This is a genomic window from Nonomuraea sp. NPDC050733 (assembly GCF_040654215.1).
GTDB lineage: Bacteria > Actinomycetota > Actinomycetes > Streptosporangiales > Streptosporangiaceae > Nonomuraea.
Map to the genome: position 1 here is coordinate 14,902 of NZ_JBFAHO010000006.1, position 14,093 is coordinate 28,994.

Sequence of the window (14,093 nt, forward strand, 5' to 3'; positions counted from 1 at the left end):
GCTCCTGACCACCGCGGAACGGGCCGAGCCGAGGCCGAAGTGCGTACCTCGGCGGGACGGCGGCTGGGCCCGTACGGGCGGCGGCGGCGCGGGGGCGGTGTGGGAAGATCGGCCACCATGGCGATGACGGAGGACGAGGACAGGACGCCCGCACAGGATGACGGCGCGCCGGTGGGTCCGGATGACGATGACGGCGCGCTGGTCGGGCTGCGCGCGCCCGGGGCGGGGCTGACCGAGATCCCCGCCACGGCCGAGGACCTCGCCCGGGTGCGCGTGCTCGATCTCGCGTGGAACGAGCTGTCCGAGCTGCCCGCCTGGATCGGCGGCCTGACGTACCTGCGCGAGCTCAGGCTCGACGGCAACCGCCTGAGCTCCCTGCCCCGCCTCACCGGCCTGGCGGCGCTGCGCGCGCTGCACCTCGACGGCAACCGCCTGAGCGCCGTCCCCGAGTGCCCGCCCGGCCTGGAGACGCTCTTCCTGTACGGCAACGCCGTCGAGGCCCTGCCCGGCCGGTTCGGCGGGCGCCTGCGGCACCTGTCGGCCGGCGGGAACCGGCTGACCGCCCTCCCGCCGGGCCTGTGGGACGAGACCGGGCTGGAGTCCCTCAACCTGGCCGAGAACCTGCTCACCGAGGTGCCGTCCGCGATCGGCCGGCTCACCCGCCTGCGCATGCTCGACCTCGGCCACAACCGCCTCACCTCGCTCCCGGCCGAGCTGGGCGACCTCGGCCTGACCGGCTACCTCTACCTGAGCGACAACCTCCTCACCGAGGCCCCCGCGTGGCTCGGCCGGCTGGACCGGCTCGCGTACCTGGGCCTCACCGACAACAGGCTCACCCGCCTGCCCGAGGAGATCGGCGGGATGGCGTCGCTGGTGGAGCTGCGGCTGTACGGCAACCGGCTGGAGGAGCTGCCCCGGGCCATCGGGCGGCTGGGCCGGCTGCGTGAGCTGCACCTGCGCGGCAACCGCCTGACCGCGCTGCCCCCGTCGATCGGCGAGCTGGCCGGGCTGCGCCTCCTCGACCTGCGCGACAACCTCCTCGCCGAGCTGCCGCCGGAGATCGGGCGGCTGAGCCGGCTCACCGCGCTCGACCTGCGCAACAACCGGCTGAGGCGCCTGCCCGGCACGCTCGCCGAGCTGCCCGCGCTGGAGAAGCTCGACCTGCGCTGGAACAAGCTCGACCCGGACGAGCTCCTGGATCCCTCCGGCGCCGAGCCCGAGCCGCTGCGCCGGCTGCGGGAGCGCGGCTGCGTCGTCCTCACCTGACGACGCCGGAGATCACGGTGGAATGGGCTGAACCGCCCACGCAAAGGGTGCGTATCTCGGCACATGACGACACTTCCACGTCTGGCCGCTTCTGCGCTGCTGGTCGGACTCGTCGCGGCCTGCTCGTCCGGCGGTGGCGGTACCGGTAGCGGCCGGCTCGCCGCCGGAGTCCAGCAGGGCGGTGCCAAGCCCGCCGCCCCCGAGAAGATCTACACGGTGGAGCAGCTCTCGGCCAAGGTCGGCTGCAAGCCGAAGATCCAGGTCGACGCGGTGGACATCCGCACCGGCTACTGCAAGACCAAGGTCGGCGAGTTCTTCGTCAACACGTTCAGCACCGAGCACGGCAAGGACGAGTGGATGGACCGGGCCCCCGAGTACAACCCGCACTTGGTCGGGCCCCGGTGGACGATCCTGTCCAGCCTCAAGGTGCTGCGCGCGCTGCAGAAGCCCCTCAACGGCGACCTGCACCTGAAGGACCACCGCACCAAGTCGCCGACCCCGGCGCCCTCGGCGGAGGACGACGGGAACAGCGGCTACTGACGGCGGCCTCGGACGCCGGGCCGGCCTGCGCGAGCACCTTTCAGGTGCCCGTCGCAGGCGGGGAGGCGGCGCTCAGCGGGGCAGGGCCACCCGCTTGCGGAACACCCAGTACGTCCACGCCTGGTAGGCGAGCACGAAGGGCAGCGTGATGAGCCCGATCCAGGTCAGCATGGTGAGGGTGTACGGGGCGGAGGCGGCATCGGCCAGGGTGAGTCCGGGCAGCGGCGCCTGCTTGAGCCGGGCGAACACCGCCACCGACGTCAGCGCGATGGCCGCCGCCGTGGCCGTGAACGCCCAGCCCTCGCGCCGCCGCCAGATCAGCGCGACCGCCGCCGCCAGCACCGCCATGGCCACCAGCGCCGCCGCCTGAGCCGGCACCGAGGTCGAGCCGTTCGCCGAGGCGATGCCGGACAGGGACACCACGCCCAGCGGCAGCGCCGCCACGCCGGTGGCCAGCGCCGCCGCCCGGGCCCGCCGCCGCACGGCGCCCTCGGTGCGCAGCGCGAGGAAGACCGCGCCGTGCAGCAGGCTCACCGCCAGCGTGAACGCCCCGCCCACCAGCGCCGCCACCGCCCCGTCGAACAGCAGGCCGGCGAAGACGGCGCCCCACAGGAAGGCGGGCAGCGCGCTGCCGACCACGATGCCGAGGTCGCACCACGCCGGGCGGGTGACCTTGCCGCGCCACTCCAGCCCGACGCCGCGCACGATCAGCCCGGCCAGCACCAGCACCACGGGCAGGTAGAACGAGCTGAACATCCCGGAGTACCAGGCGGGGAAGGCGGCGAACATCGCCCCCACCGCCGTGATCAGCCACACCTCGTTGCCGTCCCACACCGGGCCGATGGTCTGCAGGCTCTGCCGCTGCTCGGCGTCGTCGCCGCCGACGAACGGCGCCAGCATCCCGACCCCGAAGTCGAATCCCTCCAGCACGAAGTAGCCGGTCCACAGGAAGGCGATGACCAGGAACCACAGGTCGATCACGGTCTTCTCCTCAGTACATCAGGACGATTCAGTACATCAGTGACGGTTCGCGCCGCTCGGCCGGCGCCTCGGCGGGCACGGGGCCCTCCTCCTCCGGGCCCTTGCGGACGTGCCGCACGAGCAGGACGGCCTCGGCCACGGCCAGCCCGCCGTACAAAACGGTGAACAGGGCCAGCGAGAGGGCCACCTCGGTGAGGCTCACGCCGGGGGAGACGCTGGCGGCGGTCAGCAGCTCGCCCGCGACCGTCCACGGCTGGCGGCCGACCTCGCTCAGCAGCCAGCCCGCGACGACCGCCAGCAGCGGCAGGGGCAGCGCCAGCACGAACACGCGCGCCATGAGGCGGGGCATCGGCCGGCGGCGCCGGGTGAGCCAGAGCCCGAGCACCGACAGCCCCACGGTGGACAGGCCGAAGCCGAGCATCACCCGGTACGACCAGAACACCACGGTCTGGTCGGGGCGGTAGTCGCCGGGGCCGAACTGCTGCTCCAGCCGCTGCTGGATGTCCTCGGTGCCCTGGACGGTCGCGTCGGGGTCGTTGGTGGACAGGAAGCTGAGCAGCTTGGGGATCTCGATGCCGGGCACGACGGTGAAGCCTGCCCCGGCGGTGTCACGCTCCAGGCCCTCGGCGGAGGCGAGCTTCATCGGCTGCTGCTCGTAGGCCAGCCTGCCGGACGTGTCGCCGCTGCCGGCCACGACGATCCCGGCGAGCGCGGTCATGACGAGCGCGGCCCGCGCGGCGCCGCGCCACATGCCGTCGCGCGTGCGCAGCAGCCAGTAGCCGCTCACCGCGAGCACGAAGCCGCCCGCCACGATGAACGCCGCCCCGATCACGTGGGGCACCTGGGCGAGCGCGGTGGAGTTGGTGAGCACGGCCCACAGGTCGGTCATGCGGGCCCGGCCGTCGACGACCTCGTAGCCGACGGGGTGCTTCATCCAGGCGTTGGCCGCGAGGATGAAGTACGCGGACAGGTTGGAGCCGATGGCGGCGGCCCAGATGCACGCCAGGTGCACCCGCTTGGGCAGCCGCTCCCAGCCGAAGATCCACAGGCCCAGGAACGTGGACTCCATGAAGAACGCCAGCAGCGCCTCCATGGCCAGCGGCGCCCCGAACACGTCACCGACGAAGGTGGAGTACTCGCTCCAGTTCATCCCGAACTGGAACTCCTGCACGATGCCGGTCACCACGCCCATGGCGAAGTTGATCAGGAAGAGCTTCCCGAAGAACTTGGTCAGCCGGAGGTAGTGCTCCTTGCCCGTGCGGTGCCACGCGGTCTGCAGGCCCGCCACGAACACGCCCAGGCCGATCGTCAGCGGCACGAACAGAAAGTGGTAGACGGTGGTCACCCCGAACTGCCACCGCGCTAGGTCTAGTGCGTCCATATCCCCTCGCCCGTTCCGGCGCTCTACAGGCCGTAGTGCATCTACCTCAAGTAGTACTACAGGCCGTAGAGCAGTGCATTGCGATCTTCGTCACAGCGCGCTCTTTCGACGGTGTCCCCGAGGATGTCGCACCTGGCAGGGCCGCCGCGTCAGCCCGTGGGCTGACCCCGGGCCACCCTCGCGGCGGACCCCGGCGGCGACGCGTACCGGCTTCTGGCAGGTGTTGCCCTTATCGCGGGGGAGGTCCGTGCTTAGGGTGGCGATGTGAAGGTCGCAGGTAGCGCCGTGATCGGCGTCGAGAGAGATCGCGTGTGGGCCGCGCTGCAGGACCCGGCGGTGCTGGTGCGCACCATCCCGGGCTGCGAGCGGCTGGAGGAGAGCGGGCCCGACACGTACCGGATGACGGTCAACGCGGGCGTGGCGTCGGTCAGGGGCGTCTACCAGGGCGAGGTGGCGCTCGCCGACCCGCTCGCGCCGGAGAGCTTCGTGCTGCGGGCGCGCGGCCAGGGCGCCCCGGGCACGGTCGACGCCACCGTGCAGGTACGGCTGAGCGAGGTGGACGGGGGGACCCGGGTCGACTACGACGCCGACGCGGTGGTGGGCGGCATGATCGGCGGGGTGGGGCAGCGCATGCTGGGCTCGGTGGCGCGGCGGACGGCCGGCGAGTTCTTCTCGGCCGTCGACCAGGTCCTGCGCGGCCCGGCCGAGCCGGCCCCCGCGCGTTCCGGCGCGCCGCGCGCCGGAACGGAGGCGGCGGGTACCGGCGTGGGGCTCGCCGGAACGGAGGCGGCGGGTACCGGCGCGGGGCCCGCCGGAACGGAGATCGCGGGCACGGCGCGGGCCGGGACCGGGACGGCGGGCGCGGTCTACGCCAGGCCGGCGTACGAGCGGCCGGCCGGGGCCCGCACGGAGACGCGTCCGTGGGTGATGCTGGCCTCGTTCGGCATGGGTGCCGGGGTGGCGCTGGCCGGCGTGGCGGTGGGCCGGCTCCTGGCCCGCTCGGGTGGCCGGCACGGCTGACCCCGGCCCCGACGGCGGCGCGGTCGGAAGTGGCACGAGCAGGCCCGAAACGGGCGCCGAGCAGGGCCGGAACCAGGGCGTGCGGGCGGGGCCTGCGGGAATGCCGAGCCGCCCCTCGCGGAAAAGGATCTCCCGGCGTAGCGTGGCGGTATGCGGCAGGCACATGCTGAAGACGCAAGGACCGAGGCCAGAAGAGTTGTACGCGACCTCCTCGGCGAGGAGCGCCCGACGGCCGGGACGCTGGTCGGCGACGCCCGCGCCGAGCTCGGCGACGAGCGGGTCGAGCGCTGTCTCGACCTCGCGCTGGGCGCGGCCCTGACCCGGCGGTCGGCCGAGCTGGCCGCCGTTGCCGCGCTGGTGGTCGGCACCCGTGACCTGGGCACGCAGTGGTGGGGCCGGACGCGCGGCGGCAAGCTGCCCGCGCCGGACGAGGTGCTCGGCACGGCCCTGGCGATCGAGCCGTGGACCGATCTCACCGCACTGGAGATGCTGGCCGCCTGGATCGCCGACGACACCGCCGACGCGCTCTGGGGACCTCCCGTCGCCGAGGTGGACCTGAACTCGTGGCAGGCGGAGGACCGATTCACCCTCCCGGAGGACGCGCGGCCCGGGGACCGGCTGGTCGTGCACTTCGACGCCGGCGGCCGGCTCGACGCGGTCGTCACCCGCCGCCCCGACGAGGAGCTCGGCTCGAACCTCGACTTCCACTCGCTGCGCTACTCCCGGCCCGCCGAGGCGCAGTGGAGCTGGGGCGTGGCCGCCGGCCTGGGACCGCACCGGCTGCCCGGCGAGGACCCCGACCCGTACGACCGCGAGGTGGAGGAGGAGGCGGCCGGGATCCTGCGTGACTGGGCCGTGCGGCACGGCGCCACGCTGGAGCAGGTGGGCGAGCCGTGGCGGACGGTCGGCGACGTGGTGGCGGCCATCGAGCGGGCCGACTGGATGTGGCGCAGCGGCGAGTGGTTCGGCTGGTGGCGCGGCGCGTCGGCGCTGGTGGACGACTCGGCCTACCTGCCGTACCGGCTGGAGGAGCTGGCCGCCGGCTGAGCCGCCGTCCCCGGGCGGAATGTCCGCCGTCCCGGCAAGCGCAGCGGGCGGAATGTCCGACATCGCGGCGCGGTTGCCGACGTACATGAAGGTGGAGATATTTTCGGACGTCGCCTGCCCGTGGTGCTACATCGGCCATACCCGCTTCGCCCGCGCGGCCGAGCGGTTCCGTGCCCGCGGCGGCACCCTGGAGATCACGATGCGGCCGTTCCAGCTCAGCCCCGAGGCCCCCGCCGAGGGCGAGCCGCTGCTCGACGCGCTGGCGCGGAAGTTCGGGCCCGACGTGGCGCGGACCACCGGCCGGGTCGTGGAGGCGGCGGCCGGTGACGGCCTGGAGCTGCGCTTCGACCGGGCGGTCAGCGCCAACACCTTCGAGGCGCACCGGCTGGTCGAGCTGGCCACCCAGCAGGGGCGCGGCGAGGAGATGGCCGAGCGGCTGTTCCGCGCCCACTTCACCGACGGCCTGAACGTCGCCGACCCGGACGTGCTCGCCGGGCTGGCCGCCGAGACCGGGGTGCGGGACACCGGCGAGGGCGCCGCAGAGGTGCGGGAGCACCTCGACCGCGCCGCGCGGCTCGGGATCAGCGGGGTGCCGCTCTTCCTGTTCGAGGAGAAGTTCGCCGTGTCGGGCGCGCAGCCGGAGGAGACGTTCGCGGCCGCCATCGACGAGGTCGCCGAGCGCATCGGGCAGACCCCCGTCACGCTGCTCGCCGCCCCCGGTGAGGCGTGCGACGACGACTCCTGCGCCGTCTGAAGCCCCGGACCGATGAACTAGACCGATGACCTAGGCGGTGCCCTCGCCCAGCAGGCCCGAGCGGTGGTGACGGCGGCACAGGACCTGGTAGCGGACCGGCGACCGGTCGGCCACCAGGTCCGTGTCGCCGATCACCACCTGCTCGCCCGTCCGCACCAGCTCCCCGCCCACGATCCGCCCGTTGAGCAGGCCCGGCCGCCCGCACCAGCACAGCACCTCGACCTGGAGCCGGCACACCTCGTCCGCCAGCTCGAACAGCCGCTGCGCCGCCGGGAACATCACCGAGCGGAAGTCCGAGGCCAGCCCGAACGCGTACACGTCCACCCCGTGGTCGTCCACGACGTCGGCGAGCTGCTCGATCTGCTCGACCGTGTAGAAGCACGCCTCGTCGCAGATGAGGTAGTCGACGCGGTCGTGCGCGCGGACCAGCTCGACCAGGTCCAGGGAGTCCTCGACCTCGATCGCCTCCAGGCCGAGCCCTATCCTGCTGGTGACCTGGGGTCCGCCCGACCGGTCGTGCTTGGTGAGCACCAGGCCGCGCCTGCCCTGGCGGCCGTGGTTGTAGTTCATCTGCAGGGCCAGCGTGGACTTGCCGCAGTCCATGGGGCCGAAGAAGAACTTGAGCACCGCGTCGCGGGTACCAGGCGGAACGGGGGACAAGGCAGACAGGTCGGTCACGGGGTGCCACCTTATCGGGCTTGGCGTGTTCCCTGACCTCGTGGGAGATTTCTCCCCTGAAACCTCAGGAGGAAGCGTGGTCACAGACAGCGCCCGGTCGCCGTGGAGGCGGGATGCGTAACGTGCGCATCGGCGTCGACACGGGTGGCACCTTCACCGACGTCGTGGCGGTGGACGAGGGCACCGGTGAGATCGTCACCACGAAGACGCCCTCCACGCCGGCCAACCCGGCCGACGGCTTCGTCACGGGCGTGCGCAAGCTGGGCGAGCTGGACGTGGCCTCGGTGGTCCACGGCACCACGGTGGCCACCAACCAGCTCCTGGAGGACCGGATCGAGGGGCTCGGGTTCGTCACGACCGAGGGCTTCGAGTTCGTCCTGGAGATCGGCCGGCAGAGCGTCCCCGACGGCTACGGCAACTCGTACTTCTGGGTCAAGCCGCCGCGGATCGTCCCCGTGCACCTCGTCAGGACCGTCGGCGGCCGGCTGGACCACACGGGCGCCGAGGTGCGCCCGTTCGCCGAGGACCAGGCCGTCGAGGTGGCGCGCTGGTTCCGGGCGCGCGGCATCACCGCGATCGGCGTGTGCTTCCTGCACTCGTACGCCAACCCGGAGCACGAGCGGCGCATGCGCGACGTGCTGGCCCGCGAGCACCCCGACGCGGTCGTGTCCGTCTCCAGTGACGTGCTGCGGGAGTACCGCGAGTACGAGCGGTCGGTCACCACCCTGGTCGACGCCGCGGTCAAGCCCGTCATGCGCCGCTACATCGCCGACCTGTCCGCCCGGCTCGGCATGCCGTTCTCCGTCATGAAGTCGAACGGCGGCGTGCTGTCGGCCCGCGAGGTCGTCAACCAGCCCATCACCACCGTGCTGTCGGGGCCGGCCGCGGGCGCGCTCGGCGCGGCGATGCTCGCCGCCAACGCCGGCCATCCGTCGGTGATCACCCTGGACGGCGGCGGCACCTCCACGGATGTCGCCGTGGTGATCGACGGCGAGCCGTCCGTCACGACCGAGGGCTCCGTCGGCCGCTACCCGGTCAAGGTCCCCATGATCGACATCGTGACCGTGGGCGCGGGCGGTGGCTCGATCGCGTGGATCTCGCCCGAGGGCACGCTGAAGGTCGGCCCCAGGTCGGCCGGCGCGGACCCCGGGCCGCTCTGCTATGGCCGGGGCGGCACCGAGGTGACGGTCACCGATGCGCACGTCTTTCTCGGCCGCGTCCCGCCGCACCTGCTCGGCGGCGAGATCCCGCTGGACGTGGACGCGGCCCGCACCGGGATCGAGGCGCTGGCGGGCAAGCTCGGCCTCGGTCCGGAGCGCACCGCCACGGGCATCCTGGAGATCAGCGCCTTCAACCAGAGCAACGCGATCCGGCAGATCACGGTCAAGCGCGGGCTGGACGTGCGGGACTTCCCGCTCGTGACGTTCGGCGGGTCGGGGCCGCTGCTGGCGTGCCGGCTCATCGACGTCCTGGGCCTGCCCGCCGTGATCGTGCCGCCCGAGCCGGGCAACGTCTCCGCGTTCGGGCTGCTCACGGTGGACGTCCGCAACGACTACGTGCGTACGTACGTCACCCGGGACCTCTCGCTCCAGGCCGCGGCGCGGATCTTCGGCGAGCTGGAGGGCGAGGCGGCGGACGCCCTGGAACGTGAGGGCTTCGACGAGCCCGTCCACGCCCGCAGCGCCGACCTGCGCTACTACGGCCAGGCGTACGAGGTGCGCGTCGCGGCTCCGCCGGGGCCGATCGACGAGGCGTGGCGCGCCCAGGTCGTCGAGCGCTTCCACGACGCCCACGAGCGCCTGTACGGCTACGCCTACCGGGACGACCCCCGCCAGGGCGTCGAATGGGTCAACCTTCGCGTGTCCGGCATCGGGCCGATCAACCGGCCGCCGATCCGGCGCCGGCCGTACCCGAAGGTCGAGGCCGAGCCGGCGACGCGGCGGGTGCGTTTCGAGGAGGAGCACGACACGCCGATCCTGCAGCGCGCCGCACTGGACGCCGGGGCCGTGGTCGAGGGCCCGGCGGTGATCGAGGAGTACGGCTCTACCATCCCCGTCCATCCCGGGTTCACCGCGACGGTGGACGAGTACGGCAATGTGGAGGTGCGGCGTGGAGCGCCCGAAGAGCGCGGTTGAGCGGGAGCACCCGATGAGCGCGGTTGGGCAGGAGCGGCCGATGAGCGCGGCTGACCCGATCCTCGTCGAGATCGTCGAGGGCACGCTGGCGTCGGTGGAGAGGGAGGTCGAGACCGCGATCGCGCGCACCGCCCGCTCGCCGATGATCCGCGACGCCCACGACTTCCGCGCCGGCATCCACGACGTACGGCTGCGCAAGCTGACCGGTCGCTCCTACAGCGCGCTGGTGCAGCCGGTCGTGCGCGACTTCCCGATCGAGACGATGCGGCCGGGCGACGTCTACTTCCACAACGACGTCTACCTGTCCGAGGGCGGCATCGGCCATCTGCCCGACCTGTGCGTGACCGTCCCGGTCTTCCACGAGGACGAGGTCGTGGCGTTCGTGCAGGCGTTCGGCCACCACGACGACATCGGCGGCTCCGTGCCCGGCTCGATGCCCTCGCACGCGCGCAGCGTGTACGAGGAGGGCCTGATGGTCCCGCCGATCAAGCTGCGGGACCAGGGTGTGCCGAACGAGGCCGCGCTGCGCATCATGACCCGTAACTCCCGCATGCCGGACGCGCTGGCCGGCGACCTCGACGCCGAGTGCTCGGCCTGCCTCATGGGCGCGCGCCGCCTCGGGGAGCTGTTCGACAGGTACGGCCGCGCCGCCGTCGAGGAGTGCTTCGACGCGATCATCGACAAGACCACCGAGACGTTCCGCCGGGAGCTGCTGTCCAAGATCCCCGAGGGCGTGTACGTGTGGGAGGACTACGCCGAGCACGACGGCGTGGACGAGCCCCGCCTGCACGCCCAGCGGATCACGCTGACCGTGGACCACGCGGCGCGTGAGCGCGCCCCGCTGACGATCGACTTCACCGGCACGTCGCCGCAGGCCAAGGGGCCGATCAACCACGCGGGCGACTACGCCGACGGCGTCTTCCTGAAGAAGTGGCTCGCCCCGATCCTGCGCAACCTCGCCGACTTGCCGGAGCGGATGGCCGAGCTCGACGTCAACGAGGGCGTCGTCCCGCTGATCGACGTGGTCTTCCCCGGGAAGGGCACGCTGCTCACGCCGGTCTTCCCGGCTCCGACCAACGCCCGCACGTTCGTCATCCTGCGCCTGCTGGGCGTCCTGGCCGGGGTGCTGGCCAAGGCCACGGGCGGGCGCATGCCGGCCGACCAGGAGACGATCCGCTACACCGGTGTGCACGGCGTCGGCGCGGACGGCGTGCCGTACCTGATGCGGGAGGTCCTCGGCGGGGGCTCCGGCGGCCGGTGGTACGCCGACGGCGAGGACACCATCCATGTGGTGCCCGACTCGCGTAACATCCCGGTGGAGTTCGCCGAGGCGCGCTGGCCGTTCCGGGTGGAGCGGCTCGCGCTGGCGTGCGACTCGGGCGGGCCGGGCCTGTTCCGGGGCGGGCTCGGCTACGACAAGCACATCCGGATGCTGCGCGACGCCTCGTACATGTCGATCGCCGACCGGTCCATCCTGTCGTGCTGGGGCGTCAACGGCGGCCTGGCCGGCCGGCCGTTCCGGGTGGAGATCGCCGGCAAGGAGATGGACGGTCTGGTGGACGACTACCCGGTGCAGGCGGGCGAGGTGATCCGCATCCGCACGACGGGCGGCGGCGGGTGGGGCTCGCCGTACGATCGCGACCCGAGGGCGGTGGCGGCGGACGTGCGCGACGGCAGGGTGTCGATCGCGGGCGCGCTCGGCGACTACGGCGTGGTGCTGGACGGCGACCGCATCGACGAGGAGGGCACGGCGGAGCTGCGGGCGCGGCTGCGGCCGAGCACCGGCCGCTTCTTCGACCGGGGGCCGGGTTACGCGCGGCTGTCGGGCGGCCGTACCCACGCGGAGGTGGACGACCTGTGACGGACGGTCACACGATCCGGCAGATCTCCTCGAAGGTCGTCTACTCCAACCCGTGGATGGTCGTCCGCGAGGACGAGATCGAGCGGCCCGACGGCTCGCGCGGCCTGTACGCCTACATGGACAAGCCGGACTTCGTGCTGGTCGTCCCGATGGAGGACGGCGGCTTCCACCTCGTCGAGGAGTACCGCTACCCGGTGCGCCGCCGGACGTGGAGCTTCCCGCAGGGCTCGGCGGAGGCGAGCAGCCGGGAGGAGGAGGCGAAGAAGGAGCTGGCGGAGGAGACCGGGCTGCGCGCCGCGCACTGGCGGTGGCTGGGCGCGCTGGACAACGCCCACGGGGTGGCCACCCAGCGGATGCACGTCTACCTGGCGACGCGGCTCGAACCGGGGCCTCCACGCAGGGAGCACACCGAGCAGGACATGCGGCAGCGGTGGGTGAGCCGGGCGGAGTTCGAGGCCATGGTCGGCGCGGGGGAGGTCACCGACTCGGGATCGGTGGCGGCCTACACGCTCCTGCTCATGAGCGGCGCGCTCAACTCGTAATCTACTTTGTAAAGGCGGTGGCCCGGCAGCGCGCGCTCAGGTGCGGTGCACCAGGTCGGCGCGCTCTCGGGTGCCGTCCTCGGCGAACCACTTCTCCTCCGCGTCGAACCAGGCGTGCCAGCGCGGCTCCAGCTCGGCCCCGTCGCGTTCGAGCACCCGCCGCAGCCGCACGTCGCGCGGCGCCTCGACCCACACGGTGAACGCGATCAGCGGGGCGGCGGAGCGGCGTGCCGTGCCGACGCCCTCGACGACCAGCACGGGCGCGACGGGCACGGTGACGGTCTCGGCGTACGCGCCGCGCGTCCAGTCGTAGCGGCGGTAGGCGCCGGGGCGGCCGGCGGCGAGCGGGCGCAGCACGCCCTCCTCCAGCGCGGCGAACCACGGACCCGGCCCCTCCTCCCACGGCACGGGGAAGTGGTCGCTGTGGACGACCTGGCAGCCGAGGGCGGCCGCGAGCCGCCGGGCGTACGTGGTCTTGCCCGACCCGGCGGGGCCGTCGACGGCGACCAGCCGGACCGGCCCGCACGACGGTTCGAGCGCCCGGATGCGGCGGGCCAGAGATTGCACGCACCCAGAGTAGGTGAGGCGGGGGAATGGGAGGAGAATGGTCCTTTCACCCCCGGAACTCGTGCTGGAGGATGAACCTTGCTCGGACCTCTCGACGACATCGTGGTGCTGGACCTGTCCAGGGCTCTGGCGGGGCCGCACGCCGCGCAGATGCTGGGGGACCTGGGCGCGAAGGTGATCAAAGTGGAGCATCCGGAGGGCGGGGACGAGTCGCGCGGCTGGGGGCCGCCGTTCGTCGGCCCTGATCACGATATTTCGACGTATTTCCTGGCGGCGAACCGGAACAAGGAGTCCATCACCGTCGACCTGAAGTCGGCGGGGGGCAAGAAGCTGATCGAGCGGCTCGTCCGGCAGTGCGACGTCCTGGTGGAGAACTTCCGCACCGGCGTGCTCGACCGGCTCGGCTTCCCGGTGGAGCGCCTGCACGAGCTCAACCCGCGTCTGGTCGTCCTGTCGATCACCGGTTTCGGCCACGACGGGCCGGAGGGCGGCCGGCCGGGCTACGACCAGATCGCCCAGGGCGAGGCGGGCCTGATGTCGCTGACCGGCCCCGCGCCGGACGAGCCGTACCGGGTGGGCGCGTCGATCGCCGACCTGCTGGCCGGCATTCACGGCGCGTACGGCGTGGCGGCGGCCCTGTACGAGCGCGAGCGGACCGGCAGGGGCCGGGTGGTGCGCACGTCGCTGCTGGCGGCGGTGGCCGGGGTGCACTCCTACCACGGCACGGCGTGGACGGTCGGCGGCAAGGTGCCGGTGGCGGCCGGCAACCACCACGTCTCGATCACCCCGTACGGCTCGTTCCGCTGCGCGGACGGCATGCTGCAGATCGCGGCGGCCAACGACGGCCAGTGGCGCAAGGTGGCCGCGCTGCTCGGCATCGACCCCGGCGACCCGCGCTACGCCTCCAACCGGGAGCGGTCGGCGCACCGCGCGGAGCTGATCGCGGACATGGAGCGGGCGCTGGCCGCCCACGACCGGGGGCACTGGCTGGTCCGGCTGGCCGAGGCGGGGGTGCCGGCGGGCGCCATCCGCTCGCTGGACGAGGTCTACACCTGGGACCAGACCCGGTCGCAGGGCCTGCTGGTGGAGGTGGAGCATCCGGTGCTGGGCCGGATCGAGCTGCCCGGCCCGCCGCTGCGCTTCGAGGGGCTGGAGGCGGTGCGCCACCGGCCGCCGCCGGCCCTGGGCGGGGACGGTGCCGCGGTGCTCGCCTGGCTGGAGGAGCGCGAGAGTTGAGTGTCGGCCCGGTGGCACCGGCCGGCGCGCTCGCGCGTCAACATGTGCGTCAACGTTTGCGTCACCATTGCAGCAGTGCTCGACA

The 14,093-nt window shown here is 73.0% G+C and carries 13 protein-coding genes; 9 read left to right on the forward strand and 4 right to left on the reverse strand.

Annotation, left to right across the window (positions count from 1 at the left end):
• Positions 1–117: 117 nt before the first annotated feature.
• Complete coding sequence (locus tag AB0H64_RS13570) at positions 118–1,266, forward strand: leucine-rich repeat domain-containing protein (protein ID WP_357623585.1); 1,149 nt, start codon at positions 118–120, stop codon at positions 1,264–1,266.
• 63 nt (positions 1,267–1,329) lie between these two features.
• Positions 1,330–1,806 (forward strand): hypothetical protein, encoded by a 477-nt coding sequence (locus tag AB0H64_RS13575; RefSeq protein WP_357623586.1) that lies wholly within the window; start codon positions 1,330–1,332, stop codon positions 1,804–1,806.
• Positions 1,807–1,878: 72 nt separating this feature from the next.
• Here the strand turns inward: AB0H64_RS13575 and cydB are convergent, their stop codons facing one another.
• The gene (gene cydB, locus AB0H64_RS13580; RefSeq protein WP_357623587.1) at positions 1,879–2,787 is read right to left on the reverse strand and encodes a cytochrome d ubiquinol oxidase subunit II; all 909 of its coding nucleotides are present in this window, start codon (positions 2,785–2,787) and stop codon (positions 1,879–1,881) included.
• A gap of 28 nt (positions 2,788–2,815) precedes the next feature.
• Positions 2,816–4,168, reverse strand: coding sequence for a cytochrome ubiquinol oxidase subunit I (locus tag AB0H64_RS13585; RefSeq protein WP_357623589.1), 1,353 nt, complete (start codon positions 4,166–4,168; stop codon positions 2,816–2,818).
• Between the two features lie 264 nt (positions 4,169–4,432).
• Between AB0H64_RS13585 and AB0H64_RS13590 the strand changes: the two genes are divergently transcribed.
• From AB0H64_RS13590 to AB0H64_RS13600, 3 genes are all read left to right on the forward strand, one after another.
• Positions 4,433–5,188: a carbon monoxide dehydrogenase subunit G gene (locus tag AB0H64_RS13590; protein WP_357623591.1), complete on the forward strand. Its 756-nt coding sequence runs from the start codon at positions 4,433–4,435 to the stop codon at positions 5,186–5,188.
• Between the two features lie 150 nt (positions 5,189–5,338).
• Complete coding sequence (locus tag AB0H64_RS13595; protein WP_357623593.1) at positions 5,339–6,235, forward strand: hypothetical protein; 897 nt, start codon at positions 5,339–5,341, stop codon at positions 6,233–6,235.
• 52 nt (positions 6,236–6,287) lie between these two features.
• Positions 6,288–6,989, forward strand: coding sequence for a DsbA family oxidoreductase (locus tag AB0H64_RS13600; protein ID WP_357623595.1), 702 nt, complete (start codon positions 6,288–6,290; stop codon positions 6,987–6,989).
• 30 nt (positions 6,990–7,019) lie between these two features.
• On the opposite strand, the gene AB0H64_RS13605 is transcribed toward AB0H64_RS13600, so the two are convergent.
• On the reverse strand, positions 7,020–7,667 hold the full coding sequence (locus AB0H64_RS13605; protein WP_357623597.1) for a thymidine kinase: 648 nt from the start codon (positions 7,665–7,667) through the stop codon (positions 7,020–7,022).
• Positions 7,668–7,780: 113 nt separating this feature from the next.
• On the opposite strand from AB0H64_RS13605, the gene AB0H64_RS13610 reads away from it, so the two are divergent.
• The 3 genes from AB0H64_RS13610 to AB0H64_RS13620 are packed head-to-tail and all read left to right on the forward strand — an operon-like array spanning position 7,781 to position 12,205.
• The gene (locus tag AB0H64_RS13610) at positions 7,781–9,802 is read left to right on the forward strand and encodes a hydantoinase/oxoprolinase family protein (RefSeq protein ID WP_357623599.1); all 2,022 of its coding nucleotides are present in this window, start codon (positions 7,781–7,783) and stop codon (positions 9,800–9,802) included.
• A 40-nt stretch (positions 9,803–9,842) separates the two neighbouring features.
• Positions 9,843–11,663, forward strand: a complete 1,821-nt coding sequence (locus AB0H64_RS13615; RefSeq protein ID WP_357623600.1) for a hydantoinase B/oxoprolinase family protein — start codon at positions 9,843–9,845, stop codon at positions 11,661–11,663.
• Complete coding sequence (locus AB0H64_RS13620; RefSeq protein WP_357623602.1) at positions 11,660–12,205, forward strand: NUDIX hydrolase; 546 nt, start codon at positions 11,660–11,662, stop codon at positions 12,203–12,205. The genes AB0H64_RS13615 and AB0H64_RS13620 overlap by 4 nt, the downstream gene beginning before the upstream one ends.
• 36 nt (positions 12,206–12,241) lie before the next feature.
• Here AB0H64_RS13620 and AB0H64_RS13625 read toward each other — a convergent pair whose 3' ends face one another.
• On the reverse strand, positions 12,242–12,772 hold the full coding sequence (locus AB0H64_RS13625) for an AAA family ATPase (protein ID WP_357623604.1): 531 nt from the start codon (positions 12,770–12,772) through the stop codon (positions 12,242–12,244).
• A gap of 78 nt (positions 12,773–12,850) precedes the next feature.
• Between AB0H64_RS13625 and AB0H64_RS13630 the strand changes: the two genes are divergently transcribed.
• Positions 12,851–14,008, forward strand: a complete 1,158-nt coding sequence (locus AB0H64_RS13630; RefSeq protein ID WP_357623606.1) for a CoA transferase — start codon at positions 12,851–12,853, stop codon at positions 14,006–14,008.
• Positions 14,009–14,093: the final 85 nt, after the last annotated feature.